Here is a 22,859-nt window from a genome sequence, read left to right as displayed (position 1 = left end):
ACCGCCGAACGCGAGATCGGAGCGTATAGCCATGAGCCATTTCCTCGATCGCCTAACCTTCTTCAAGAAGAACGTCGATAGTTTCTCCAACGGGCACGGCATCCGCACGGCGGAGGACCGCAGCTGGGAGGAGGGCTACCGCAAGCGCTGGCAGCACGACAAGATCGTGCGTTCCACGCATGGCGTGAACTGCACCGGGTCGTGCTCCTGGAAAATCTATGTGAAGGGCGGGATCGTCACCTGGGAAACCCAGCAGACCGATTATCCGCGCACCCGGCCCGACCTGCCGAACCATGAGCCGCGGGGCTGTTCGCGCGGCGCCAGCTATTCCTGGTACCTGTATTCTGGCAACCGGGTGAAGTATCCGCTGGTGCGCGGCCGGCTGCTGAAGCTGTGGCGGGAGGCACGGATGATCCGTACCCCGGTCGCCGCCTGGGCCTCCATTGTCGAGGACCCGGAGAAGCGCAAATCCTACACTTCCATCCGCGGCCATGGGGGCTTCGTGCGCGCGAAATGGGAGGAGGTGAACGAGATTGTCGCCGCCGCCAATGCCTATACCGCGAAGACCTATGGCCCCGACCGGGTGATCGGCTTCTCGCCGATCCCGGCCATGTCGATGATCTCCTACGCGGCGGGCTCGCGCTACCTGTCGCTGCTGGGCGGGGTGTGCATGTCATTCTACGACTGGTACTGCGACCTGCCGCCGGCCAGCCCGCAGACCTGGGGCGAGCAGACCGACGTGCCGGAATCGGCCGACTGGTACAATGCGGGCTTCATCATCGTCTGGGGCTCCAACGTGCCGCAGACCCGCACCCCCGACGCGCATTTCTATACGGAGGTCCGCTACAAGGGCACGAAGAGCGCCGTCGTCTCCCCCGACTATGCCGAGGCGACCAAGTTTGCCGATATCTGGCTGAACGTGAAGCAGGGCACCGACGCAGCGCTGGCCATGGCGATGGGCCATGTCATCCTGCGCGAATACCACCTCGACCGGCAGGTGCCCTACTTCCGCGACTATGTGCGGAAATACACCGACATGCCGATGCTGGTGAAGCTGGTCGAGAAGGATGGCAGGCTGGTGCCTGACCGCATGCTGCGCGCCGCCGATTTCGAGGGCGCGCTGGGCGAGGCCAACAATCCGGACTGGAAGACCGTCGCCATCGACGAGGCCACGGGCGAGATCGTCTCCCCGCTGGGGTCTGTCGGCTATCGCTGGGGCGAGCAGGGCAAGTGGAACCTGGAGGAGAAGGACGGCAAGGGTCGAGACACGCAGCTGCGCCTCAGCCTGGCCGGCGAGGGTAGCGAGATTGCCTCTGTTGCCTTCCCCTATTTCGGCGGCCGCGCGACCGAGTATTTCGTGAAGACCGAGCATGGCGAGGTGCTGGAGCGCAACCTGCCGGTGCGCCGTCTGGCGCTGAAGGACGGCGAGGTGCAGGTCGCCACCGTGTTCGACCTGCTGTGCGCCAATTACGGCATCGACTGCGGCTTCGGCGGCAACCATGTTGCCAGCGACTATGACGAGGATGTGCCCGGCACGCCGGCCTGGGCGGAGAACATCACCGGCGTGAAGCGCGACGCCATCATCACCGTCGCGCGCGAATTCGCCACCAATGCCGAGAAGACCGATGGCCGCTCCATGATCATCATCGGCGCGGCGATGAACCACTGGTACCACATGGACATGAACTACCGGGGTGTCATCAACATGCTGGTGTTCTGCGGCTGCGTCGGCCAGTCCGGCGGCGGCTGGTCGCATTATGTCGGGCAGGAAAAGCTGCGCCCGCAAACCGGCTGGCAGCCGCTGGCCTTCGCGCTGGACTGGGGCCGCCCGCCGCGCCAGCAGAATTCCACCTCCTTCTGGTACGCGCACAGCGATCAGTGGCGCTACGAAACGCTGTCGGTGGGCGAAATCCTGTCGCCGACCGCGCCGGAGGGCGACTGGTCGGGCAGCCTGATCGACTACAATGTCCGTGCCGAACGGATGGGCTGGCTGCCCTCCGCGCCGCAGCTCAAGGTGAATCCGCTGACCATCGCGGCCAAGGCCAAGGCGGCGGGGATGGAGCCGAAGGACTATATCGCCAGGGGGCTGAAGGATGGTGAGCTGGAGCTGTCCTGCCACGATCCCGACGATCCGCAGAACTGGCCGCGCAACCTGTTCGTCTGGCGCTCCAACCTGCTGGGTTCCTCCGGCAAGGGCCACGAATATTTCCTGAAGCATCTGCTGGGCACGCAGCATGGCGTGCAGGGCAAGGATCTGGGCCAGGAAGGGCGCGCCAAGCCGCAGGAGGTCGTCTGGCACGAGGACGGGCCGGAGGGCAAGCTGGACCTGCTGGTGACGCTGGATTTCCGCATGTCCACCACCTGCGTCTATTCCGACATCGTGCTGCCGACTGCCACCTGGTACGAAAAGAACGACCTCAACACCTCCGACATGCACCCCTTTATCCACCCGCTGTCGGCGGCGGTCGATCCGGTGTGGGAATCGCGCTCGGACTGGGACATCTATCGTGGCATCGCCAGGAGCTTCTCCGAGGTGGCGTCCGAGGTGCTGGGCGTCGAGCAGGATGTGGTGCTGACGCCGATCCTGCACGACACGCCGGGCGAAATGGCCCAGCCCTATGATGCGAAGGACTGGAAGCGCGGCGAGATCGAGCCGATCCCCGGCCGGACCATGCCGCAGGTGACGGTGGTCGAGCGCGACTATCCCAACCTCTACAAGCGCTTCACCGCTCTTGGCCCGCTGATGACCAAGATCGGCAATGGCGGCAAGGGCATCTCCTGGAACACCGAACATGAGGTCGCGCATCTGGCGGCGCTGAACGGCGCCGTCACCGAGGAAGGGCCGACCAAGGGCCTGCCCCGGATCATGACCGATATCGATGCCGCCGAGGTGATCCTGATGCTGGCGCCGGAGACCAATGGCGAGGTCGCGGTGAAGGCCTGGGACGCGCTGTCCAGGGCAACCGGACGCGACCACACGCACCTGGCCCTGCCAAAGGAGGACGAGAAGATCCGCTTCCGCGACGTGCAGGCGCAGCCGCGCAAGATTATCTCCTCGCCGACCTGGTCGGGGCTGGAGAGCGAGAAGGTCTGCTACAACGCCGGTTACACCAACGTGCATGAGCTGATCCCCTGGCGCACGCTGACCGGCCGCCAGCAGCTCTATCAGGATCACCCCTGGATGCGTGCCTTTGGCGAGGAGCTGGTGACCTGGAAGCCGCCGGTGGATCTGAAGACCATCGCGCCGGTGAAGGGCAAGCGCGGCAACGGCAACCCCGAGATCGTGCTGAACTTCATCACGCCGCACCAGAAATGGGGCATCCACTCGACCTATACCGACAATCTGCTGATGCTGACGCTGAATCGCGGCGGCCCGGTGATCTGGGTCAGCGAGACCGACGCCCGGCAGGCCGGTATCGAGGATAATGACTGGGTCGAGCTGTTCAATGCGAACGGCGCGCTGACCGCCCGGGCCGTGGTGTCGCAGCGGATCAACCCTGGCATGGTGCTGATGTACCACGCGCAGGAGAAGATCGTGAACACGCCGGGCTCGGAGATCACCGGTCAGCGTGGCGGCATCCACAATTCGGTCACCCGCACGGTGCTGAAGCCGACCCACATGATCGGCGGCTACGCCCAGCAATCCTATGGCTTCAACTATTACGGGACGGTCGGCTGCAACCGCGACGAGTTCGTCGTGGTCCGCAAGATGAGCAGCGTCGATTGGCTGGAACAGCCGCTCGACACTGCCGCTCCGTTCCCTGCTCACACCAACGCCAAGGAGGCGGCAGAATGAAAATCCGCGCTCAGATAGCCATGGTGCTGAACCTCGACAAATGCATCGGGTGTCACACCTGCTCGGTCACCTGCAAGAACGTCTGGACCAGCCGCGAGGGCATGGAATACGCCTGGTTCAACAATGTCGAGACCAAGCCCGGTATCGGCTACCCCAAGCAGTGGGAGAACCAGAAGGTCTGGAACGGCGGCTGGCGGCGCAAGGCCAACGGCAAGATCGAGCCGAAGATCGGGCCGAAATGGCGCATCCTGGCGAAGATCTTCGCCAATCCCGACCTGCCGGAAATCGACGATTACTACGAGCCCTTCACCTTCGATTACGGGCATCTGCAGACGGCGGCCGAATCCAAGGCGATGCCGACGGCCAGGCCGCGCTCGCTGATCTCCGGCGAGCGGATGGAGAAGATCGAATGGGGGCCGAACTGGGAGGAAATCCTGGGCGGCGAATTCTCCAAGCGATCCAAGGATGTGAATTTCGAGGGCATCCAGAAGGAGATTTACGGCCAGTTCGAAAACACCTTCATGATGTACCTGCCGCGCCTGTGCGAGCATTGCCTGAACCCGACCTGTGCGGCGGCATGCCCGTCGGGGGCAATCTACAAGCGCGAGGAGGATGGCATCGTCCTGATCGACCAGGACAAGTGCCGCGGCTGGCGGATGTGCGTCTCCGGCTGCCCCTACAAGAAGATCTATTACAACTGGTCCTCGGGCAAATCGGAGAAGTGCATCTTCTGCTTCCCGCGCATCGAGGCCGGCCAGCCCACCGTCTGCTCGGAAACCTGCGTCGGGCGCATCCGCTATCTCGGCGTGCTGCTGTACGACGCCGACGGTATCGAGGCGGCGGCCAGCAAGGCCGACGAGAAGGACCTCTACCAGGCCCAGCTCGACCTGTTCCTCGACCCGAACGATCCGAAGGTGATCGAGCAGGCGCGCGCCGACGGCATCCCGGAAAACTGGCTGGAGGCCGCCCGCCGCTCGCCGATCTGGAAGATGGCGATGGACTGGAAGATCGCCTTCCCGCTGCATCCCGAATACCGCACCCTGCCGATGGTCTGGTATGTGCCGCCGCTGTCGCCGATCCAGTCCGCCGCTGCTGCAGGCCAGATGGGAGTGGATGGCGCTATGCCGGATGTCCGCTCGCTGCGCATCCCGCTGAAATACCTCGCCAACATGCTGACCGCCGGGGACGAGGCGCCGGTGGCACTCGGCCTGGAGCGCATGCTGGCGATGCGCGCCTACATGCGGGCCAAGACGGTGGACGGCATGCTCGACGAGCGGCTGGCCGAGAAGGTCGGGCTGACCGGCGCCGAGATCGAGGAGATGTACCGGATCATGGCGATTGCCAATTACGAGGACCGGTTCGTCATCCCCACCGCGCATCGCGAGACCAGCGAGGACGCCTACCAGCTGCGCGGCGGCTGCGGCTTCTCCTTCGGTAATGGCTGTTCCGACGGCCAGACCGCCACCAGCCTGTTCGGCGCGCCGCAGAAGCCGAAGGCGAAAACCCCGATGGAGGTGCGGTGATGAAAAGCTTCAAGGCACTGTCCGCCCTGCTGACCTACCCGTCGGAGGAACTGGTCGCCGCCATCCCGGATATCCGCGCGGTGCTGGCGGCGGAGGGGCAGGTGTCCCGGCGCGCGCTGAACGCGCTGGAGCCCCTGCTCAGCGGCTTCGAGACGGCGGAGCTGTACGATCTGCAGGAGCGCTATGTCCTGCTGTTCGACCGCTCGCGCAGCCTGTCACTGCACCTGTTCGAGCATGTGCATGGCGAGAGCCGTGACCGCGGGCAGGCGCTGGTCGATCTGGCCCAGCTCTATGACCGGCACGGCTTCTTCATCGTCGCCAACGAACTGCCGGACTTCCTGCCGCTGTTCTTGGAGTTCCTGTCCACCCTGCCGCAGGGCGAGGCGGTGGCGCTGCTGGGCGAGACGGTGCACATCCTGGCCGTGCTGCGGCAGCGGCTGGAAAAGCGCGAAAGCCTCTATGCCCCGGTCTTCGCGGCGCTGGAATCGCTGTCTTCAGTGCGGGCAGACCCCCGGGCAGCGGCCGAGGCAGCGGCCAGCGACGTGATGCCAGACGATCTGGCTGCCCTCGATAAGGAGTGGGAGGAGGCAGCCGTCACCTTCGGTCCCGGCGAGATGACCGACGATTGCTCGCTTACCCGCATAAAGACCCAGGTGCGCGCCGCCCGGCGCAGCCCGGCCGCCCCGGCGGTCTGAGCCCGGTGGCCTGAGGAAGAGGGAGAGATTTCGATGGAATCGACGCTCAATCACATCCTGTTCGGCTGGTACCCCTATCTCTGCCTCGGCGTGTTCCTGCTGGGCAGCCTGATCCGCTTCGACCGCGAGCAATATTCCTGGAAGACCGGCTCCAGCCAGCTCTTGCGCCGGCGCCAGATGATGTGGGGCTCCAACCTGTTCCATGTCGGCATTCTGGTGATCTTCCTGGGCCATGCCGGCGGGTTGCTGACGCCGATCTGGATATTCGATGCCATCGGCATCAGCCATGGCGCCAAGCAGATTCTGGCCATCGTGGTCGGCGGCATCGCCGGGGTGGCCTGCTTCATCGGGCTCAGCCTGCTGATCCACCGCCGGCTGTTCGACCCGCGCATCCGCCGCACCTCCAGCTTCGGCGACATCGCCGTGCTGCTGCTGCTCTATGCCCAGCTGGTCCTGGGGCTGGCGACGATCTTCATCTCGCTGGGCCATCTCGATGGCGAGGAGATGGTGAAGTTCATGAACTGGGCGCAGGGCATCCTGACGCTGCGGCCGGACGCCGCCACCTACGTTGCCGATGTCCACCTGATCTTCAAGGCGCATCTGCTGCTGGGGATGACGGTCTTCCTGATCTTCCCCTTCACCCGGCTGGTGCATGTCTGGAGCGCCCCGGTCTGGTATCTGGGGCGGCAGGGCTATCAGATCGTGCGCACCCGCGGCGGCGCGCGGCCGGTCTGAGGAGGAGGCGAGCATGAGCATGTCTGAACGGAAACCCGCCCCGAAGCCCGGTGCTGCGCCGCGCCGGCGCTTCGCCCCGGTCACGGTATCGGTGAACGGGGTGGAAATCACCGCTGCCGCCATCGCGCAGGAGGCGCAGAACCACCCGTCCGAGGATCCCGATACGGCCTGGAATCAGGCGGTGCGGGCGCTGGCTATCCGCGAATTGCTGAGCCAGGAAGCCGCGCGCCAGGGCATCGTGGCGGAACCGCTGACCGACGATGAAGGCCGCCGCGAGACGGAGCAGGAAGCGGCGCAGCGCATGTTACTGGAAGGCGCGCTCAGCCTGCCGGTGCCCGACGAGGAAAGCTGCCTGCGTTATTACCGGCAGAATCAGGCGCGGTTCCGCAGCCCGGCTCTATACGAGGCGGCGCATATCCTGTTCGCCGCCGACCGTCGCGACAAGACGGCGTTTGCCGGGGCGGTCGAGAAGGCGCGCGGCGCCATCGCCGAACTGAAGGGCCAGCCCGGACGCTTCGCCGACATGGCGAAGGCGCTGTCCGATTGCCCGTCCGGCCAGGTCGGCGGGTCGCTGGGCCAGATCGGCCCCGGCGACACCACGCCCGCCTTCGAGGCGGCGCTCACCCGGCTGGAGCCGGGCGGGATGTCGGCCGAGCCGGTGGAGACCCCCTACGGCGCGCATGTCATCCGGCTGGATCGCTGTATCGAGGGCCGCCCGGTGCCGTTCGAGGCGGTGCGCGAGAAGATCGCGGATTATCTGGCGGAAGCGGTCTGGCGCCGGGCGGCGGCCCAATATGTGTCGATTCTGGCAGGGCAGGCGGAGATCACCGGCGTCGATCTCGGTGCCAGTGCGACGCCGCTTGTACAGTAGGGGCGCCTCATGTTCGGCGATCTGATCCAGCACCTTCACCGGCCCGATGTCGCGGCGGCGGCTCTTGCGTTGCTGCCGGATCCGGAGCTTGCCCGGCGCGTCGAGGCGGCAGCGGAGGCCGCCGGGCTGGATACGCCGGATTATGTCGCCGCGCTGGTGTGCGGCTTCATGGACCATGCCGATGATGATCGCTGGCTGCAGATCGTCGGGGTAATGGGGAAGTCGCCCGATCCCGGCCTTGCCGCGCTGGAGGCGATCCTGCGCCAGGCGGTGGAGCATGCGGCCGCGCAGCATGCGCCGCCAACCGGGGTGCCGCCAACCGGCGGACGCCGGCCATGAGCACGCTGGCGGCGGTGCCGGAGGCCTATCTTGCGGCTCTGCCGGCGCACCTTCTGGCCTCGCCGCTGGATTTCATCCTGGCCGATCATCTGCGCCAGCGGGTGCTGTGCAGCCTGCTCGACCGGCTGGCGACGCGTCCGCGCTTCGAGGCCGGCATCGCCCGCGAGGTGCTGGCGCATATCGAAACCGACATGGCGATCCATGTGATCGACGAGGAGCAGGATCTGTTCCCGCTGCTGCGCCGCCGCGCCGTGCCGGGCGACCAGCTGGAGCCGGTGCTGGGGCAGCTCTCCACCGAGCACGCCGAGGATAGCGCGCATGCCGGCCTTATCGTCGCCGGGTTGCAGGCCGCGCTGGACAGCCGGCAGGACGCGCTGGACGCGCCGCTGCGGGCCGGCTTGAGCCGTTTCGCGGCATCCCAGCGCCGGCATCTGGCGCTGGAAAATGCCGTCGTCATGCCGCTCGCCCGGCAGCGGCTGTCGTCTACTGACCTGACGGCGCTGGGCGGGCGCATGGCGGCACGGCGGGGTATCTTGCTTGCGCCTGAGGAGGTGGGCCCGGCTCGCCAGTTTTCCAGAGGCGGTGGTTCTGATGCCCATGGCGACACGGTGTTCCGTGAATAGAAAACCAGTAGGAAGGCGCGAGCGATTGCAAGTCTCGGTGGTGTCGCGATCTTCCGCTCAGAATTAACGCCGCTGAGTCAACGACCTGGCGGCACCCTAGGCTGTGGCAGTTTTCTGAACCGGGATGTCGAAATGCATCACATCCTCGCGCGTGCCCAGCTTCGTGTAGAGTGCTACAGCGGGGTCATCGCCATAATCGGCCTGGACATAGATCACCCATGTCCCGCGCCCAGCCGCAATCTCCCGTAATTTCCCGATCAGCGCGGTGGCGATCCCCTGTCGGCGATACGCCTCGGTGACCGCCAGATCGTAGATGTAGATCTCGCTGCGTTCCTGTTCGAACTTTTCCAGCTCGTAGGCAACGAGACCGCCGACCACCTCGCCCGCATCTGCGGCGACCAGCACGAACACATGATCCTTGGACAGAAGGCCCGTCAGATAGGCGTCGGAAGGCGGCTTGGCCGCATAGCTCTCCTGGTCGTCGAAGGCCGCCGCAAAAACGATGTTCAGCTTTCGAAAAAGCGCTTCGTCTCCTGCTGCCAGTCGCTGAATTTCAATCATCGTTTGCTTACCGTGTTTCAGGCCCTGAATAGTCGCATGTTGGCGTGCCGTTTCCATGTGACAAGCGCGGCACGCTGGAAAGCAGGAATGTGGCATGACGAACAGCACCCTGGCATTTGTATGAAAACGTTTACATCGCTGTAACCGTGGCGTCACACGGCGCTGTCATGGTGTGCCGGTCATTCACCGGAGACCGGACCGCCGCCGCATGCGCAAGACGCCCACCATCCGCGATGTTGCCCGTGTGGCCGGCGTATCCATCGCCACGGTGTCGCGGGTCATCAACGGCACCGGGCCGGTGGCTGCCGACCGGGCCGAGGCGGTGCGCGCGGCAATGGTGGAGATCGGCTTCCGCCCGAACGCCATCGGCCGCCAGCTGAAGACCAGCAGCAGCCGCACTATCGGCATCCTGGTGCCCTCGCTGTTCAACCCGGTCTTCGCCGATTCCGTGCAGGGCTGTCAGGAAGCGGCGGGTGCTGCGGGCTATGCCACGCTGCTGGCTGCCACCGATTACGATCCGGCTCGCGAGCGCAGCGCTGTCGAGGCGCTGCTGGCGAACCGCGTCGAGGGGCTGGTGCTCACCGTCGCCGATGCGGCGGAGAATGAGACGCTGGAGATGCTGGATGCCGAGGGCGTGCCCTATGTGCTGGTCTATAACCAGCCGGATGCTGGCGGTCGCCCGGCGGTGACCATCGACAACCGCCGCGCCATGGCCGATCTGGTGCGCTACCTGATCGGCCTCGGCCACCGGCGCTTCGCCATGATCGCCGGCTCCTTCACCGCATCGGACCGGTCGCGGCTGCGCTTCGAGGGCTTTGCCGATGCGCTGCGCGAAGCCGGCCTCCCGCCTGGCCTGCTGCTGGAAGTGCGGTTCGACGATACCGAGATGGCACCGCTGCTGGCCGGGCTGTTCAGCGGCCGTCCCGCTCCCACGGCCCTGGTCTGCACAACCGACCTGCTGGCGCTGGCGGCGATTCGCTCCTGCCGCGCGCTGGGACTTGAGGTGCCGCGCGACGTCACCGTCACTGGTTTCGATGGCATCACGCTCAGCGCGCTGACCAGCCCCAGCCTCACCTCGCTGGTCCAGCCCAGCCATGCGATGGGGCACCAGGCGGTCGCGCAGCTGCTCGGCCGTCTCGGCGCTGGCGCCAATCCGCGCCAGATGATCCTGCCGCACCAGATCCGGCCCGGCGAATCGGCGGCACCGCCGTCGTCTGTCCGCCGGGCGGATGTCATCCCGCTCCGCCCAACCGCCACAGAAGGAGAGAGTTCATGAGTGCCCGCCATATCCTGGCCGCCGCCGCGCTGGCCGTTACCGCCATTGCCGGGGCCGCCGCCTGGCAGCCCGCCGCCGCCGAAGGCAATGCGATCTGCTACAACTGCCCGCCGGAATGGGCGGACTGGGCCTCGCAGCTGAAGGCGATCAAGGAGAACACTGGCATCGCCGTGCCGCACGACAACAAGAATTCCGGCCAGACCCTCTCGCAGTTGCTGGCCGAGAAGGCCAACCCGGTCGCCGACGTCGCCTATTACGGCGTGTCCTTCGGCATCCAGGCGGCCAAGGAAGGCGTCGTGCAGCCCTATAAGCCGGCCGGCTTCGACGAGATTCCCGAAGGTCTGAAGGACCCGGCGGGCAACTGGTTCACCATCCATTCCGGAACGCTGGGCCTGATGGTGAATGTCGATGCGCTGGGCGGCAAGCCGGTGCCCACCTCCTGGAAGGATCTGCTGAAGCCGGACTATAAGGGGATGGTCGGCTATCTCGACCCGTCGAGCGCTTTTGTCGGTTATGCCGGCGCCGTCGCCATCAATGGCGCGATGGGCGGCAGCCTGGAGGATTTCACCCCCGGCATCGCCTTCTTCAAGGAGCTGATGAAGAACGATCCGATCGTGCCGAAGCAGACCTCCTACGCCCGCGTGCTGTCCGGCGAGATTCCGATCCTGATCGATTACGACTTCAACGCCTACCGCGCCAAGTACAAGGACAAGGCCAATGTCGCCTTTGTCATCCCGGCGGAAGGCTCGGTGGTGGTGCCCTATGTCATGAGCCTGGTGAAGGGTGCGCCGAACGAGGCGAACGGCAAGAAGGTGCTGGACTTCGTGATGTCCGACAAGGGCCAGGCGATCTGGGCCAACGCCTTCCTGCGCCCGGTGCGCGCCAGCGCCATGTCGGCGGAAGCGGCGGCGAAGTTCCTGCCGGCGGCCGATTATGCCCGCGCCAAGCCGGTCGATTACGCCAAGATGGCCGAGGTGCAGAAGGATTTCGGCGCCCGCTATCTGGCGGAAGTCCGCTAAGGACCGTGCGTCCGCGGCGGCGGGGCCGCTCCAGCCCCGCCGCCATCGCCTTTTCCGTCCGGAACCGGTCTCCATGTCAGACAAACGCGACAATTTCCTGCTGGCGATGCTGCTGGCCCCGGCGCTGCTGGTGTTCTGCGCCTTCTTCCTGCTGCCCATCGGCCGGCTGGCGCTGGCGGCGGGAACCGGGCCGGACGGCCTGTCGGCCTATGCCGCGATCCTGACCAACCCGCGCTATCGCGAAAGCCTGATCGCCACCGTGCTGCTGTCTGCCGGGGTGACGCTGGCGACGCTGGTTCTGTGCGCGGTGTGCGGCCTGTTCCTGGAACGCAACCGCTTCCCCGGCCGTGCCGTACTGATCGGCATCATGACGCTGCCGCTGTCCTTTCCCGGCGTGGTGGTCGGTTTCCTGGTCATCATGCTGGCCGGACGGCAGGGGCTGATCGGCGACCTGACCCAGGCGCTGAGCGGCTCTAAGCTGGTCTTCGCCTATTCGATGGCGGGGCTGTTCCTGGGTTATCTCTATTTCTCCATCCCGCGCGTCATCCTGACCGTCATGGCCTCCGCCGGGAAGCTGGACCGAAGGCTGGAGGAGGCGGCGCGCTCGCTGGGCGCCTCCACCTTCGCCGTTACCCGCGACGTCATCCTGCCCGGCCTGCTGCCGGCGCTTCTGTCGTCGGGCGCGATCTGCTTCGCGACCTCGATGGGCGCGTTCGGCACCGCCTTCACCCTGGCGACCAACATTGATGTGCTGCCGATGGTGATCTATACGGAGTTCACGCTGCACGCGAACATCGCCATGGCGGCGGCGCTGAGCCTGATTCTCGGCCTCATCACCTGGGCGGTGCTGGCGCTGGCCCGGACGGCGGCCGGCAGTTCCGTTGCGGCGGCGGGGTGAGGCGATGAACCGCCCCTTCCTGTTCACGGTGCAACTGGCGCTGACTCTGCTGGTCGCGGCCTTCCTGGTGGTGCCGGTGCTGATGTCGATGCTGGCCGGCGTCACGGCGAATTTCTTTCAGGGCATCAGCAGCGGCCTGACGCTGCGCTGGGTGTGGCAGGTGCTGGACCTCTATGCCGACACGCTGGCCCTGTCGCTGGGGCTGGCGCTGGCCTGCCTCGTCTGCACCCTTATCCTCGGCGTGCCGGCGGCCTATGCGCTGGCGCGCCGCCCGTCGCGGCTGACCCGGCTGATCGAGGAACTGCTGGTGGTGCCAGTCGCCGTGCCGGGCCTCGCCACCGCGCTGGCGCTGCTGATCGCCTATGGCGGCTTCCGCGAATTCCGCACCAGCGCTGCCTTCATCCTGGTCGGGCATGTGCTGTTCACCCTGCCGTTCATGATCCGCGCCGTGCTGGCGGTGCTGTCCTCCATCGATCTGAAGACGCTGGAGGAGGGGGCGCGCAGCCTGGGCGCCAGTTTCCCGCAGCGTTTCTTCGGCGTGATCCTGCCGAACTGCCGGTCGGGCATCCTCGCCGGCTCGCTGATGGTGGTCACGCTGTCCATCGGTGAATTCAACCTGACCTGGATGCTGCACACGCCGCTGACCAAGACCCTGCCGGTCGGGCTGGCCGACAGCTACGCCTCAATGCGGCTGGAGATCGGCAGCGCCTATACGCTGATCTTCTTCGTGATGATCCTGCCGCTGCTGCTGGCGATGCAGGCCCTGTCGCGCCCGCGCCGGCGCAAGGAAACCTAAAGATGACAATGACCGGAACCCGTATCCGCCTGGCCGGCTGCGCCAAGACCTTTCCCGATGGCACCCGCGCGCTGGAGCCGCTGGACCTGGAGGTCAATGCCGGCGAGACGCTGGTATTCCTCGGCCCCTCGGGCTGCGGCAAGACCACGACCCTGCGGCTGATCGCCGGGCTGGAAATGCCGGATGCCGGCGGACGTATCCTGTTCGGCGATGAGGATGTGACGGCGCTGCCCATCGAGAAGCGCAATGTCGGCATGGTGTTCCAGTCCTATGCGCTATTCCCGAATATGAGCGTCGCAGGCAATATCGCCTATGGGCTGAAGATCAGGCGCGTGCCGGACTCCGACCGTCGCCGCCGTGTTGCCGAGATGCTGGAGATGATGCGCATCACGGAGCTGGCCGACCGGCCCATCGACCAGCTGTCCGGTGGCCAGCGGCAGCGCGTCGCGCTGGCCCGGGCGCTGGCCGTGGAGCCGCGCGTGTTGCTGCTGGACGAGCCGCTGACGGCGCTGGACGCCAAGCTGCGCGAGGATCTGCGGCTGGAGATCGACCGGCTGCTGCGGCGCCTCGGCATCACCGCGATCTATGTGACGCACGATCAGGCGGAGGCGATGGCGCTGGGCGACCGCATCGTCGTCATGAGCAAGGGACGGGTGGCGCAGATCGGCCGTCCGCGCGATATCTATCTGAAACCCGCCGACCGCTTCGTCGCCGATTTCATCGGCTCCATGAACCGGCTGTCCGGCACGGCGCGCAACGGCGTGCTGGAACTGCCCGGCGGCAACCTGCCCTGGGCCGGCCCGGACGGGCCGGTCGAAGCGGCGCTGCGTCCGGAATCGCTGCGGCTTGCGGAAGAGGGCATGGCTGCCCTGACCGGTACGGTGATCTCCGCCTTCTTCCTTGGCGACCGCCAGCGGCTTATTGTCGGGGGCGCAGCGCCGGAACCGCTGATTGCCGATGTACCCAACCGCATCGAGATCGCGTCCGGCGATGCTGTACGCCTGACCTTCGATGCCGACGCCCTGATCCCGCTTTCCGATTAATTTCCAACCAGGACCGAGACATGCTGATCGCCCAGATCACCGACACCCATATCACCCGTGAGCGCAAGCCGGCCTATAACCGGGTCGATACCGCCGCCTTTCTGGAACGCGCGGTGGCGCATGTGAACGCGATGGAGCCGCGCCCGGACATCGTCGTCATGACCGGCGATCTGGTGGATGAAGGCAGTGCCGGGGAATATGCCATCCTGCGCGACATCCTGGCGCCGTTGTCGATGCCAGTCTATCTGATGCCGGGCAATCATGACGAGCGCGGCACGCTGCGCGCCGGCTTCCCGGATCATGCCTATCTTGCGCAGGGCGGGGATTGGATTCAGTACGCCATCGAGGAACATCCGCTGCGCCTGCTGGCGCTGGACACGGTGACGCCGGGCCGCAGCCATGGCGAGCTGTGCGCGGGCCGGCTGGGCTGGCTTGCCGACCGGCTGGCCGAGCAGCCCGAGCGCCCGACGCTGGTCATGCTGCATCACCCGCCTTTCCCGACCGGCATCGCGCATATGGACAGGATCGGCCTGCTGCAGGGCGCGGAGGCGCTGGGCAAGGTTCTCAGCCAGCACGGCCAGGTCCAGCGCGTGCTGTGCGGCCATCTGCACCGGCCGATCCAGGCGGTGTGGCACGGCACGCCGGTCAGCGTTGCGCCCAGCCCGGCGCATCAGGTGGCGATGGATTTGCGGCCCGGCGGCCCGTCCGCCTTCGTCATGGAGCCGCCGGCCATCCACCTGCACAGCTGGACGCCGGCCGGCCTCGTCACCCATCAGAGCTATATCGGTGACTTCGACGGTCCCTACCTGTTCAGGGACGGTTCACCGGCAGCCTGAACGCGCGGACCATGGTTTCCAGTTGAAGTCCCTTCGGCTACCATCGGGGCCGAGTGCAGGATTTGGCTGGGAATCCCGGCTGAATCCTCCGTCATTCCCGTCAGAGGTCAGGACCCATGGCTTCCACCGATCAGAGAGCAGCGCCGGTCGAACGGCGCGTCGCGGCACTGGAGCAGGCTTTCGTCGAACGCAATCTCGTCCGTACCGAGGATGTGGACGCCGTCGTCCACAATGCCGAGGAGAACTGGGTGCCGGAGAACGGCGCAAAGGTGGTCGCCCGGGCTTGGACCGATGCCGATTTCAAGCGCCGGCTGCTTGAGAACGGCAAGGCCGCTGTTACGGAACTTGGCCTCGCCATGCCGCCCCACCACAAGCATCTGGTCGTGCTGGAGAACACCCCGACGCTGCAGAATGTGATCTGCTGCACGCTGTGTTCCTGTACCGCCTTCACCATCATCGGGCTGCCGCCGGGCTGGTACAAGGATTTCGAGTACCGCTCCCGCCTGGTGCGCCAGTCGCGCACCGTTCTGCGTGAGATGGGGCTGGACCTCCCCTATGAGATCGACATCAAGGTCTGGGATACGACCACGGATACCCGCTACATGGTCCTGCCGGTACAGCCGGAGGAGACCATCGGCTGGCCGGAAGACAAGCTGCGCGAGATCGTGACCAAGGATTCCATGATCGGCGTGTCGCGTCTTGAGGCCCTTTACCGCTGAGCCGGAGGAGAGACGGATGGACGGCGTGCATGATCTGGGCGGGAAGCAGGGCTTCGGCCCGGTGCGCTATGCGGAAGGTCGGGCGGTGTTCAAGGCGCCGTGGGAGCCGCGGGCGAACGCCCTCTACGGGCTGGGGGTGCGCCTCGGTATCATGAACATGGACGAATACCGCCATGCCATCGAACGGATGGACCCGCGCCATTACCTGTCGGCCTGTTACTACGAACGGTCGCTGACCGGCTTTGCCACGCTTTGCGTCGAGAAGGGTGTCGTCACGCGGGAAGAGCTGGAGAAGCTGGCGGGCGGGGCCTTCCCGCTGGCCCTGCCCAGCGCCGAGGGGCGGCCGAACGCAGAGCCGCGCCAGACCTTCGCTGTCGGTGACAGGGTCCGGGTGAAGAACGAGTTCGTGTCGGGCCATGTCCGCATGCCGGGCTATATTCGCGGCAAGTGCGGTGTCGTCGTCGGCATTACGCCGGCCTATCCGTTTCCGGATGCCGCCGCGCACAATCTCCAGTCCCAGGATGAGCCGACCTACGATGTCGCGTTCGACTCGCAGGAGCTGTGGCCGCAGGCCGCCGATCCCGCGACCGTGCATGTCGGCGTCTTCGAGAGCTACCTGGATCCGGCGGAATAATCGCGGAGCATTAAGCCGGAACATCGGCGTACAACAGTAAGGGCCGATGCGGTGGCTTCCTGCCATCCGCACCGGCCCTTTTGCTGTCCGGGTGCTGCTTACCAGCTGTATTTCAGCGTCGCATAGACCGTCCGGCCCACGCCCATATAGCAGCCGGTGGCGGACAGGCAGGTTGCGACATAGTCCTTGTCGAACAGGTTGCTGGCATCCAGCGCCACCGTTACGCCCTCCAGCGACGCGCCCAGCTTGCCGAGGTCGTAGCGGATGCCGGCATCGACCAGCGTGTAGCCCGGAACGTCGTAATTATTCGCATTGTCCCCGTAGGTCTGGCCGATATAGCGTGCGCCGGCCCCGAAGCCGAGACCATCCAGCGGGCCGGACGATACTTCATAGTCCAGCCAGGCGGCGGCCTGATGCTCCGGCACGAAGGCAAGGCGATTGCCCTCGGTGCTGACGCCTGACGCGTTGGCGTTGGCCTTGGTGATCTCGCTGTCGGTATAGGCGTAGGAGGCGATCAGCGACAGGCCGCTGGTCAGCTGCGCCTTGCCCTCCAGCTCCAGCCCGCGCATCCGCACTTCGCCGGTCTGGGTGTTGAAGCGCGTGTTGGCGGGATCGGGGGTCAGCACATTTTGCTGCGTCAGCTGATAGACCGACAGGGTGACGAAGCTGCGCCCGCCCGTGGGCTGGTACTTCACGCCGACCTCGAACTGCTCGCCCTCGGTCGGGTCGAAGGCGCTGCCGCTGCTGTCGGTGCCGCTGGCCGGCTGGAAGGAGGTCGAATAGCTGGCATAGGGGGCCAGCCCATTGTCGAAATTGTAAACCGCGCCGACGCGGCCGGTGAAGGCCCGGTCATCCTGTGCCACGCTGGCATCGGATGTCGCGGTCTGGGTGCGGGTATCCGTATCGGCCATGTCATAGCGCCCGCCGAGCACCAGGGTCAGCCGGTCGATCTTCATCTGGTCCTGTAGGTAAAGGCCGATCTGCCGGCGTTCCTGGTCGATCCGCATGCCGGTGCCAGGCCGGCTGACCGGTACCCCGTAGGTCGGGTTATAGGCATCGAACGGGGTGGTCAGGAAGGTCAGCTGCGATTCCTCGAAGGTGCTGTCCTCATAGGAATAATCGAAGCCGACCAGCGCCTTGTGGGCCACGCTGCCGGTGCGGAAATCGGCCACCGCCTGATTGTCCACGGTCAGCATCCGCGCACTTTCCGGAAAGGCCCAGGCATAGCGGCCGAGCATGGAGGGATCGCAGGGCGTGGTTGCGCAATAGGCCTGCACGCGCTGGCTGTCGGTATCGACATCGCCATAGCGCAGATTCTGGCGCAGCGACCAGGTGTCGTCGATGCGGTGATCCAGCTCGTAGCCGACGAACCACTGCTTGTTGTTGAAATGGTCATAGCCCGGCTCGCCCACGAAGGTCTCGCGCGGCAGCGTGCCCTGGCTGCCGGGATACAGCGTGCCGACCGCCGGCAGGGCCGGCGCGCCGCCGCCGCCCGGGGCGTCGATCTCCTGATATTCGCCGAAGAAGGTGATCTTCGTGTCCTCGCCGGCCAGCCAGGTCAGCGAGGGGGCGACATAGGTCTTCTCCTCCTCGACATAGTTGAACTGGGTGTCCGATTTCCGGCCCAGCGCCACCATGCGGTAGAGCAGCGTGCCCTCCTCATTGGCCTTGCCGCCGAGATCGATGCCGGCCTGCATGCGGTCGAAGCTACCGGTCTGCAGCTCGATTTCGCGGACCTCCTCCTCGGTCGGGCGCTTCTTCACCATGTTCACGATGCCGCCGGGATTGCCCTGCCCGTAGAGCAGCGAGGCCGGGCCCTTCAGCACCTCGACACGCTCCAGCCCGAAGGGCTCGATCCGGGGCTGGGAATAGCCGCGCGCGCCGAACGGCAGGCGCAGCCCGTCCAGATAGCGCCCTGGCGTGAAGCCGCGCACCGTCAGCCAGTCGTGCCGGACATCGTTGTTGCCGTACTGCGCGATGACGCCCGGCGTGTAGCGCAGGCTTTCGGTCACGGTGGTGGAGCCCTGCGCCTCCATCTGGTCGCGGGTGACGACATTGATCGCCTGCGGCGTCTCGATCAGCGGCGTGTCGGTCTTGGTGCCGGTGGCGCTACGCGTCGCGACATAGCCCTCGACCGGGCCTGTGGCGGTCTCCGGTGCACGGCGGCCTTCGACAGCGACGGTATCCAGCGTCACCGCGCCTTGCGCCTGCGGCCGGGTGATCGTCACCGTGCTGGCGCCGGTGAACTGGAAGGCAGTGCCGGTGCCGGCCAGCAGGCGGCGCAGCCCTTCGGTCGCGGTGAAGCTGCCGCTCACGCCGGGGGAGGAGAGGCCGGCGACGGCATCGGAGCGATAGGCGAAGGACAGGCCGGTCCGCTCGGCGAAGCGGTCCAGCGCCCCGGCCAGCGGCTGCGGCGCGATGGCGAAGTCATGCACGGCTTCCGCCTGGGCGACTTGCTGGGCACTGGCCGGCTGGGTGGCGCTGGCAGCACCGGCGATGGCCAGCGTGCTCAGCATCGTGCCAGCCAATAGTGCCTGCGCCAGCTTCCGGTGTCGTCCCGGCATAGCCTTGCCGGCCTTCGGATTAGAAATCTCGCCCCGCATCGATCGTTCCCCTTCGACAATTCAGATAATAGGAATGCAACGCATTCGCGTGTCGTCTATGCATAGAGCGAGCGGGCGCGGGAAAACCGGTGCGGATTTTTAGATTTTTTTGCGCTCAGCGCAGGATGACCAGATAGTCGGTCAGCCGGATGACAGAGAGGCCGTGGGTGGCGGCCAGCGCGTCGATGCCGCTGTCGAGCGCGCCGAGCGACAGGCGGGCCGTGACCCGGCCCAGCTTCGTCTCGTCGCCCAGCAGCAGGATACGGCCTGGATGATAGCGGCCGATTTCCTCCAGCGCCTCGGTGAAGGGGCGATCCCGCAGCAGGATCATGCCGCGGCGCCAAGCGGTGGCGGCGTCCATGTCCACGCGCTCCATCGGACCGATACCGCCATCCGCGCGATAGGCGATGCGCTGGCCGGCGTGGAGCAGCTGGCCGTCTCCGCCCTTGCCGGGGGTGACCCGGACCGTGCCCTCCGTCACCGTCACGGTGGCGATGCCGTCCCTGTCGCGCACGGCATAGGCGGTGCCGACCGCCGTGCTGTTGCCGCCCAGCGCCAGCACGCTGAACGGGCGCTCCGTGTCCCTGGCGACGTCGAACCACGCCTCGCCGGTCAGCAGGGCGACCTCGCGCCGGCCATCGCTGTAGCGGACATCCAGCGCGCTGCCAGTGTTCAGATGCGCAACCGTGCCGTCCGGCAGGGTCACGCTCGCCTGTTCGCCGCGATCTGTCCGGTAATCCGCCTCGATCATCAGCAGCAGGTCGGGTGTCGTGGCCACGAACAGCAGCAGGCAGGCGGCGAGCGCAGTAACCGCGGCCACGGCGCCGGGCCGGAACAGGCGCGGGCGGATGCGATGGGTCGCCGTCTCGTTGGCTGCCGGTGCAAAAGCCGGCTCCAGCGGGTCGAGATCGTTCCACAGCGCGCGCACCTCCCGGAAGGCCGCCTCATGCCGGGGATCGGCCTGCCGCCAGTCACGGAAGCTTTGCAGATCTGCCGTGTCCATATCGCCGGCGGTCAGCCGCAGGAACCAGTCCTGTGCGGCCTGCTCGACGGGATCGGGCGATATCGGCTGGGACAAGGCAGTCACTCTGGCTGGCATCGAAGGGGCGATGAAGGGCGTGTCGGGCTGGTGTTCACAGAATAGACGAGCGGGGCCGTCATTTCCGGTGGCCTTTATCTTGTGGCGCGGTTGCGCGGAAGCGTTGCCGGGCGCGCAGCATGGTTTCCAGCGCCAGCTTCAGGTCTTTGTAAACCGTGGTGATGCCGACCCCCAGCCGGTCGGCAATTTGCGGCTGCGTCAGCCCCTCATAGCGGTGCAGGCGGAAGATTTCGCGGCAGCGCGGCGGCAGTCCGGCGATTTCCGTGGCGAGGAAAGCCAGTTCGGCGCGGGCCAACGCATGCCGTTCGGGCGTCATCTCGTCGCGGCGGCGCCAGACCAGCCCGTCGATCTCCGCCAGGATTTCGCCACGCCGGCGCTCCACCCGCAGATGATCGGTCGCCAGATTGGCCGCCATGCCGAACAGATAGGCCTTGCTGTCGCGAATCTGCGGCAGCTCCGGTTCGCCCAGCAGCTTCACATAGAGGTCATGCGCGATGTCCGCCGCCGTTGCCGGCGAGCCCAGCCGCCGGGCAAGGAAGCGCAGCAATTCCCATTCATGGTCGCGATAGGCCTGCAGCAGCCCGGAATCTGTCATGAGCCGAGGGGATGTTCAGGGTCGTGTGACGATCCCGGCAGCGTAGTGCATATGCGAATCGCTCGCAAACAAAAGCGGCAGGCTGGCATGAAACGCGATGGCATCCAGCCCCCCGGTTGACAAGCCAACGCCCTATGGCGTAGCGATGTAAGCGTTTACAAATTCGGTCCCCCAGAAGGCCGGGATCGCAGATGAGGGAGGTCCCATGAGCAAGATCGAGCAGGTTTCCTGCACCGTTGCCCGCGTCCCGCTGGACAAGGCGACGGCCTTTTCCACCCGCATGGTGCATGACCGGCATTACCTGCTGGTGAAGGTGCGCACTGACGACGGGGTGGAGGGGCTGGGCTTCTGCTATGTCGGCAGCGCCGCCGGGCGGCTGGGGCAGATCGCGGTGGAGGAGCTGCTGGGCCCCATCGTGGTCGGCAAGGACCCGCTGACGGTCGAGAAGATCTGGAAGGACATGTACCAAGAATCGCTGCTGCAGGGCCGCATGGGCACGGTCATGCGCGCGCTGTCGGCCATCGACGTGGCGATCTGGGACCGCAATGCGCGCGCCGCCGGCATGCCGCTCTGGCAGTATCTCGGCGGGTCGGCGGACAAGAGCGTGCCGGCCTATGCCAGCGGCGGCTATTACCTGGACGGCAAGACTCCGGCCATGCTGGGCGAGGAGGTGGCGGGCTATGTCGCCAAGGGCTTCAAGGCGGTGAAGATCAAGGTTGGTCGGCTCGATCCGGCGGGCGAGGAAAAGCGCATCGCCGCCGCGCGCGAGGCCATCGGCGAGGATATCCTGCTGATGCTGGACGCCAACAATGCCTGGGAAGACCTGCCGACGGCACTGGAATACATGCGCCGGTACGAGCCCTACGATCCCTACTGGATCGAGGAGCCGTTCAGCCCGGACGACATCGACAATCATGCAAGGCTGGCGGCGCGTACCCCGGTCACCGTGGCGACCGGCGAGATCGAATATGGCCGCTGGCGGCACAAGGAGCTGCTGGAGAAGGGCGGTGCCGGCATCCTGCAGACTGATGCGCTGGTCTGCGGCGGCATCAGCGAGTTCCGCCGCATCGCCGCGCTTGCAGCTGGCTATGGCGTGAAGATCTGCCCGCACTGGTTCCACGACCTGCATGTGCATCTGGTGGCCTCTTCCTCGAACGGGCAGTTCGTGGAGTTCTTCCTCGACGATCAGGTGCTGAATTTCCGTCGTCTGGTCGGAAGGCAGCTGGAATTCGACAAGGGCAATCTGAAACTGCCGGACGCCCCCGGCATCGGCTTCGATTTCGACGAGCAGGCGGTGGCAAAGTACGGCAGCGGCTGGGTCAGCGTCGGCCATAACAGCGCCCGGGCCGCTTGAGGAACACGCTACCGAAGGAGGAAGACATGCACCGCATCCTGATCACCGGCGCCGCCGGCGCTATCGGAAATGTGCTGCGCGAGGGGCTGCGCGGCCGCTATCCGGTCGTGCGGGTGACGGACCGGGCGGCGCTCGGTCCGGCGCAGAAGGGCGAGGAGGTGGTGGAAGGCCTCGACCTCGCCGACCTCGCCGGGCTGGAAGCGGCGATGAAGGATGTCGATGCGGTGGTGCATCTGGCCGGCACCCCGGTCGAGCAGCCCTGGGAGCCTATCCTCGCCAACAACATCATCGGCCTCCACAACACCTATGAGGCGGCCCGACGGCAGGGGGTGAAGCGCATCGTCTTCGCCAGCTCCAACCACACGATCGGCTTTCATCCGCGCGGCCGGCACATCGATGAGACCGTGCCGCCGCGGCCTGATGGCCGCTATGGCGTCTCCAAGGTGTTCGGCGAGGCGATGGGCCGGCTCTATGCCGACAAGCATGGCATGGAGATCATCAATCTGCGCATCGGCTCCTTCCAGCCGAAGCCGAAGAATGTGCGCATGCTGAACACCTGGCTCAGCCACCGCGATTGCGTGCATCTGGTCGATGTCTGCCTGCGGGCGGCGGGCATCCATTTCGAGATCATCTATGGCGTGTCGGCCAACAGCCGCAACAAGTGGCACGACAGTCTGGCCGCGCGCATCGGCTACCGGCCGCAGGATAATGCGGAGGAGTATGCGGCGGAAATACTGGTGGCGATGCAGCCGGAGGACGAGCCGCTGACCGAGCGCCTGTTCCATGGCGGCGAATATTGCGCCATGGAGTTCGACGGCGACCTAGCGAAGATCGGCTAGGCGCC

General features: G+C 66.1%; 21 protein-coding genes. 17 read left to right on the top strand and 4 right to left on the bottom strand.

Going from position 1 to position 22,859, the window contains the following annotated elements:
* The first annotated feature begins 31 nt into the window (after positions 1–31).
* The 7 genes from P24_RS01470 to P24_RS01440 are packed head-to-tail and all read left to right on the top strand — an operon-like array spanning position 32 to position 8,582.
* Positions 32–3,796 carry a nitrate reductase subunit alpha gene (locus P24_RS01470; protein ID WP_008942911.1) on the top strand — a complete coding sequence of 1,255 codons (3,765 nt, stop codon included), beginning with the start codon at positions 32–34 and terminating at the stop codon, positions 3,794–3,796.
* Entirely contained in the window at positions 3,793–5,319 is a 1,527-nt protein-coding gene (gene narH, locus P24_RS01465) for a nitrate reductase subunit beta (RefSeq protein WP_008942910.1), read from the top strand. The genes P24_RS01470 and narH overlap by 4 nt, the downstream gene beginning before the upstream one ends.
* Complete coding sequence (gene narJ, locus P24_RS01460) at positions 5,319–6,014, top strand: nitrate reductase molybdenum cofactor assembly chaperone (RefSeq protein ID WP_008942909.1); 696 nt, start codon at positions 5,319–5,321, stop codon at positions 6,012–6,014. The genes narH and narJ overlap by 1 nt, the downstream gene beginning before the upstream one ends.
* A gap of 33 nt (positions 6,015–6,047) precedes the next feature.
* Complete coding sequence (narI, locus tag P24_RS01455; protein ID WP_008942908.1) at positions 6,048–6,749, top strand: respiratory nitrate reductase subunit gamma; 702 nt, start codon at positions 6,048–6,050, stop codon at positions 6,747–6,749.
* Positions 6,750–6,762: 13 nt separating this feature from the next.
* A complete protein-coding gene (locus P24_RS01450) occupies positions 6,763–7,620 on the top strand; it encodes a peptidylprolyl isomerase (protein WP_008942907.1) in 858 nt (285 codons plus the stop codon).
* A gap of 9 nt (positions 7,621–7,629) precedes the next feature.
* Complete coding sequence (locus P24_RS01445) at positions 7,630–7,959, top strand: hypothetical protein (RefSeq protein ID WP_008942906.1); 330 nt, start codon at positions 7,630–7,632, stop codon at positions 7,957–7,959.
* Positions 7,956–8,582 carry a hemerythrin domain-containing protein gene (locus tag P24_RS01440; protein ID WP_008942905.1) on the top strand — a complete coding sequence of 209 codons (627 nt, stop codon included), beginning with the start codon at positions 7,956–7,958 and terminating at the stop codon, positions 8,580–8,582. The genes P24_RS01445 and P24_RS01440 overlap by 4 nt, the downstream gene beginning before the upstream one ends.
* A gap of 96 nt (positions 8,583–8,678) precedes the next feature.
* Here P24_RS01440 and P24_RS01435 read toward each other — a convergent pair whose 3' ends face one another.
* Positions 8,679–9,143, bottom strand: coding sequence for an AAC(3)-I family aminoglycoside N-acetyltransferase (locus tag P24_RS01435; RefSeq protein WP_008942904.1), 465 nt, complete (start codon positions 9,141–9,143; stop codon positions 8,679–8,681).
* A 208-nt stretch (positions 9,144–9,351) separates the two neighbouring features.
* On the opposite strand from P24_RS01435, the gene P24_RS01430 reads away from it, so the two are divergent.
* The 8 genes from P24_RS01430 to nthB all read left to right on the top strand — a co-directional run bounded on the left by P24_RS01430 (position 9,352) and on the right by nthB (position 16,364).
* Positions 9,352–10,419 carry a LacI family DNA-binding transcriptional regulator gene (locus P24_RS01430; RefSeq protein ID WP_008942903.1) on the top strand — a complete coding sequence of 356 codons (1,068 nt, stop codon included), beginning with the start codon at positions 9,352–9,354 and terminating at the stop codon, positions 10,417–10,419.
* Positions 10,416–11,438: an ABC transporter substrate-binding protein gene (locus tag P24_RS01425; RefSeq protein ID WP_008942902.1), complete on the top strand. Its 1,023-nt coding sequence runs from the start codon at positions 10,416–10,418 to the stop codon at positions 11,436–11,438. Before P24_RS01430 ends, P24_RS01425 begins: the two co-directional genes overlap by 4 nt.
* Positions 11,439–11,511: 73 nt before the next feature.
* Complete coding sequence (locus P24_RS01420) at positions 11,512–12,336, top strand: ABC transporter permease (protein ID WP_008942901.1); 825 nt, start codon at positions 11,512–11,514, stop codon at positions 12,334–12,336.
* Between the two features lie 4 nt (positions 12,337–12,340).
* Complete coding sequence (locus tag P24_RS01415) at positions 12,341–13,132, top strand: ABC transporter permease (RefSeq protein ID WP_008942900.1); 792 nt, start codon at positions 12,341–12,343, stop codon at positions 13,130–13,132.
* A 2-nt stretch (positions 13,133–13,134) separates the two neighbouring features.
* Complete coding sequence (locus P24_RS01410; RefSeq protein ID WP_008942899.1) at positions 13,135–14,175, top strand: ABC transporter ATP-binding protein; 1,041 nt, start codon at positions 13,135–13,137, stop codon at positions 14,173–14,175.
* 20 nt (positions 14,176–14,195) lie between these two features.
* Positions 14,196–15,011 (top strand): phosphodiesterase, encoded by an 816-nt coding sequence (locus tag P24_RS01405; protein WP_008942898.1) that lies wholly within the window; start codon positions 14,196–14,198, stop codon positions 15,009–15,011.
* 116 nt (positions 15,012–15,127) lie between these two features.
* Positions 15,128–15,730 (top strand): nitrile hydratase subunit alpha, encoded by a 603-nt coding sequence (locus P24_RS01400; RefSeq protein ID WP_008942897.1) that lies wholly within the window; start codon positions 15,128–15,130, stop codon positions 15,728–15,730.
* A gap of 16 nt (positions 15,731–15,746) precedes the next feature.
* Complete coding sequence (nthB, locus tag P24_RS01395; protein WP_008942896.1) at positions 15,747–16,364, top strand: nitrile hydratase subunit beta; 618 nt, start codon at positions 15,747–15,749, stop codon at positions 16,362–16,364.
* 98 nt (positions 16,365–16,462) lie between these two features.
* Here nthB and P24_RS01390 read toward each other — a convergent pair whose 3' ends face one another.
* The 3 genes from P24_RS01390 to P24_RS01380 all read right to left on the bottom strand — a co-directional run bounded on the left by P24_RS01390 (position 16,463) and on the right by P24_RS01380 (position 20,661).
* Positions 16,463–18,967: a TonB-dependent siderophore receptor gene (locus P24_RS01390; RefSeq protein ID WP_202802336.1), complete on the bottom strand. Its 2,505-nt coding sequence runs from the start codon at positions 18,965–18,967 to the stop codon at positions 16,463–16,465.
* Positions 18,968–19,082: 115 nt separating this feature from the next.
* Entirely contained in the window at positions 19,083–20,045 is a 963-nt protein-coding gene (locus P24_RS01385; protein ID WP_008942894.1) for a FecR family protein, read from the bottom strand.
* A gap of 79 nt (positions 20,046–20,124) precedes the next feature.
* Positions 20,125–20,661 carry an RNA polymerase sigma factor gene (locus P24_RS01380; RefSeq protein WP_008942893.1) on the bottom strand — a complete coding sequence of 179 codons (537 nt, stop codon included), beginning with the start codon at positions 20,659–20,661 and terminating at the stop codon, positions 20,125–20,127.
* Between the two features lie 205 nt (positions 20,662–20,866).
* Here P24_RS01380 and P24_RS01375 point away from each other — a divergent pair, with 205 nt between their 5' ends.
* Positions 20,867–22,015 (top strand): mandelate racemase/muconate lactonizing enzyme family protein, encoded by a 1,149-nt coding sequence (locus P24_RS01375; RefSeq protein WP_008942892.1) that lies wholly within the window; start codon positions 20,867–20,869, stop codon positions 22,013–22,015.
* 26 nt (positions 22,016–22,041) lie between these two features.
* The gene (locus P24_RS01370; RefSeq protein WP_008942891.1) at positions 22,042–22,854 is read left to right on the top strand and encodes an NAD-dependent epimerase/dehydratase family protein; all 813 of its coding nucleotides are present in this window, start codon (positions 22,042–22,044) and stop codon (positions 22,852–22,854) included.
* The last annotated feature ends 5 nt before the right edge of the window (positions 22,855–22,859 follow it).

This window comes from Oceanibaculum indicum P24 (assembly GCF_000299935.1).
Lineage (GTDB): Bacteria > Pseudomonadota > Alphaproteobacteria > Oceanibaculales > Oceanibaculaceae > Oceanibaculum > Oceanibaculum indicum.
Note: the sequence above shows the minus strand (reverse complement) of the source record. Positions and strands in the feature narration are given on the sequence as shown.

What these genes read in the sequence shown, in the direction of transcription:
- P24_RS01470 (WP_008942911.1), top strand. Translation starts at nt 32, where the DNA reads ATGAGCCATTTCCTCGATCGCCTAACCTTCTTCAAGAAGAACGTCGAT.
- narH (WP_008942910.1), top strand. Translation starts at nt 3,793, where the DNA reads ATGAAAATCCGCGCTCAGATAGCCATGGTGCTGAACCTCGACAAATGC.
- narJ (WP_008942909.1), top strand. Translation starts at nt 5,319, where the DNA reads ATGAAAAGCTTCAAGGCACTGTCCGCCCTGCTGACCTACCCGTCGGAG.
- narI (WP_008942908.1), top strand. Translation starts at nt 6,048, where the DNA reads ATGGAATCGACGCTCAATCACATCCTGTTCGGCTGGTACCCCTATCTC.
- P24_RS01450 (WP_008942907.1), top strand. Translation starts at nt 6,763, where the DNA reads ATGAGCATGTCTGAACGGAAACCCGCCCCGAAGCCCGGTGCTGCGCCG.
- P24_RS01445 (WP_008942906.1), top strand. Translation starts at nt 7,630, where the DNA reads ATGTTCGGCGATCTGATCCAGCACCTTCACCGGCCCGATGTCGCGGCG.
- P24_RS01440 (WP_008942905.1), top strand. Translation starts at nt 7,956, where the DNA reads ATGAGCACGCTGGCGGCGGTGCCGGAGGCCTATCTTGCGGCTCTGCCG.
- P24_RS01435 (WP_008942904.1), bottom strand. Translation starts at nt 9,143, where the DNA reads ATGATTGAAATTCAGCGACTGGCAGCAGGAGACGAAGCGCTTTTTCGA.
- P24_RS01430 (WP_008942903.1), top strand. Translation starts at nt 9,352, where the DNA reads ATGCGCAAGACGCCCACCATCCGCGATGTTGCCCGTGTGGCCGGCGTA.
- P24_RS01425 (WP_008942902.1), top strand. Translation starts at nt 10,416, where the DNA reads ATGAGTGCCCGCCATATCCTGGCCGCCGCCGCGCTGGCCGTTACCGCC.
- P24_RS01420 (WP_008942901.1), top strand. Translation starts at nt 11,512, where the DNA reads ATGTCAGACAAACGCGACAATTTCCTGCTGGCGATGCTGCTGGCCCCG.
- P24_RS01415 (WP_008942900.1), top strand. Translation starts at nt 12,341, where the DNA reads ATGAACCGCCCCTTCCTGTTCACGGTGCAACTGGCGCTGACTCTGCTG.
- P24_RS01410 (WP_008942899.1), top strand. Translation starts at nt 13,135, where the DNA reads ATGACAATGACCGGAACCCGTATCCGCCTGGCCGGCTGCGCCAAGACC.
- P24_RS01405 (WP_008942898.1), top strand. Translation starts at nt 14,196, where the DNA reads ATGCTGATCGCCCAGATCACCGACACCCATATCACCCGTGAGCGCAAG.
- P24_RS01400 (WP_008942897.1), top strand. Translation starts at nt 15,128, where the DNA reads ATGGCTTCCACCGATCAGAGAGCAGCGCCGGTCGAACGGCGCGTCGCG.
- nthB (WP_008942896.1), top strand. Translation starts at nt 15,747, where the DNA reads ATGGACGGCGTGCATGATCTGGGCGGGAAGCAGGGCTTCGGCCCGGTG.
- P24_RS01390 (WP_202802336.1), bottom strand. Translation starts at nt 18,967, where the DNA reads ATGCGGGGCGAGATTTCTAATCCGAAGGCCGGCAAGGCTATGCCGGGA.
- P24_RS01380 (WP_008942893.1), bottom strand. Translation starts at nt 20,661, where the DNA reads ATGACAGATTCCGGGCTGCTGCAGGCCTATCGCGACCATGAATGGGAA.
- P24_RS01375 (WP_008942892.1), top strand. Translation starts at nt 20,867, where the DNA reads ATGAGCAAGATCGAGCAGGTTTCCTGCACCGTTGCCCGCGTCCCGCTG.
- P24_RS01370 (WP_008942891.1), top strand. Translation starts at nt 22,042, where the DNA reads ATGCACCGCATCCTGATCACCGGCGCCGCCGGCGCTATCGGAAATGTG.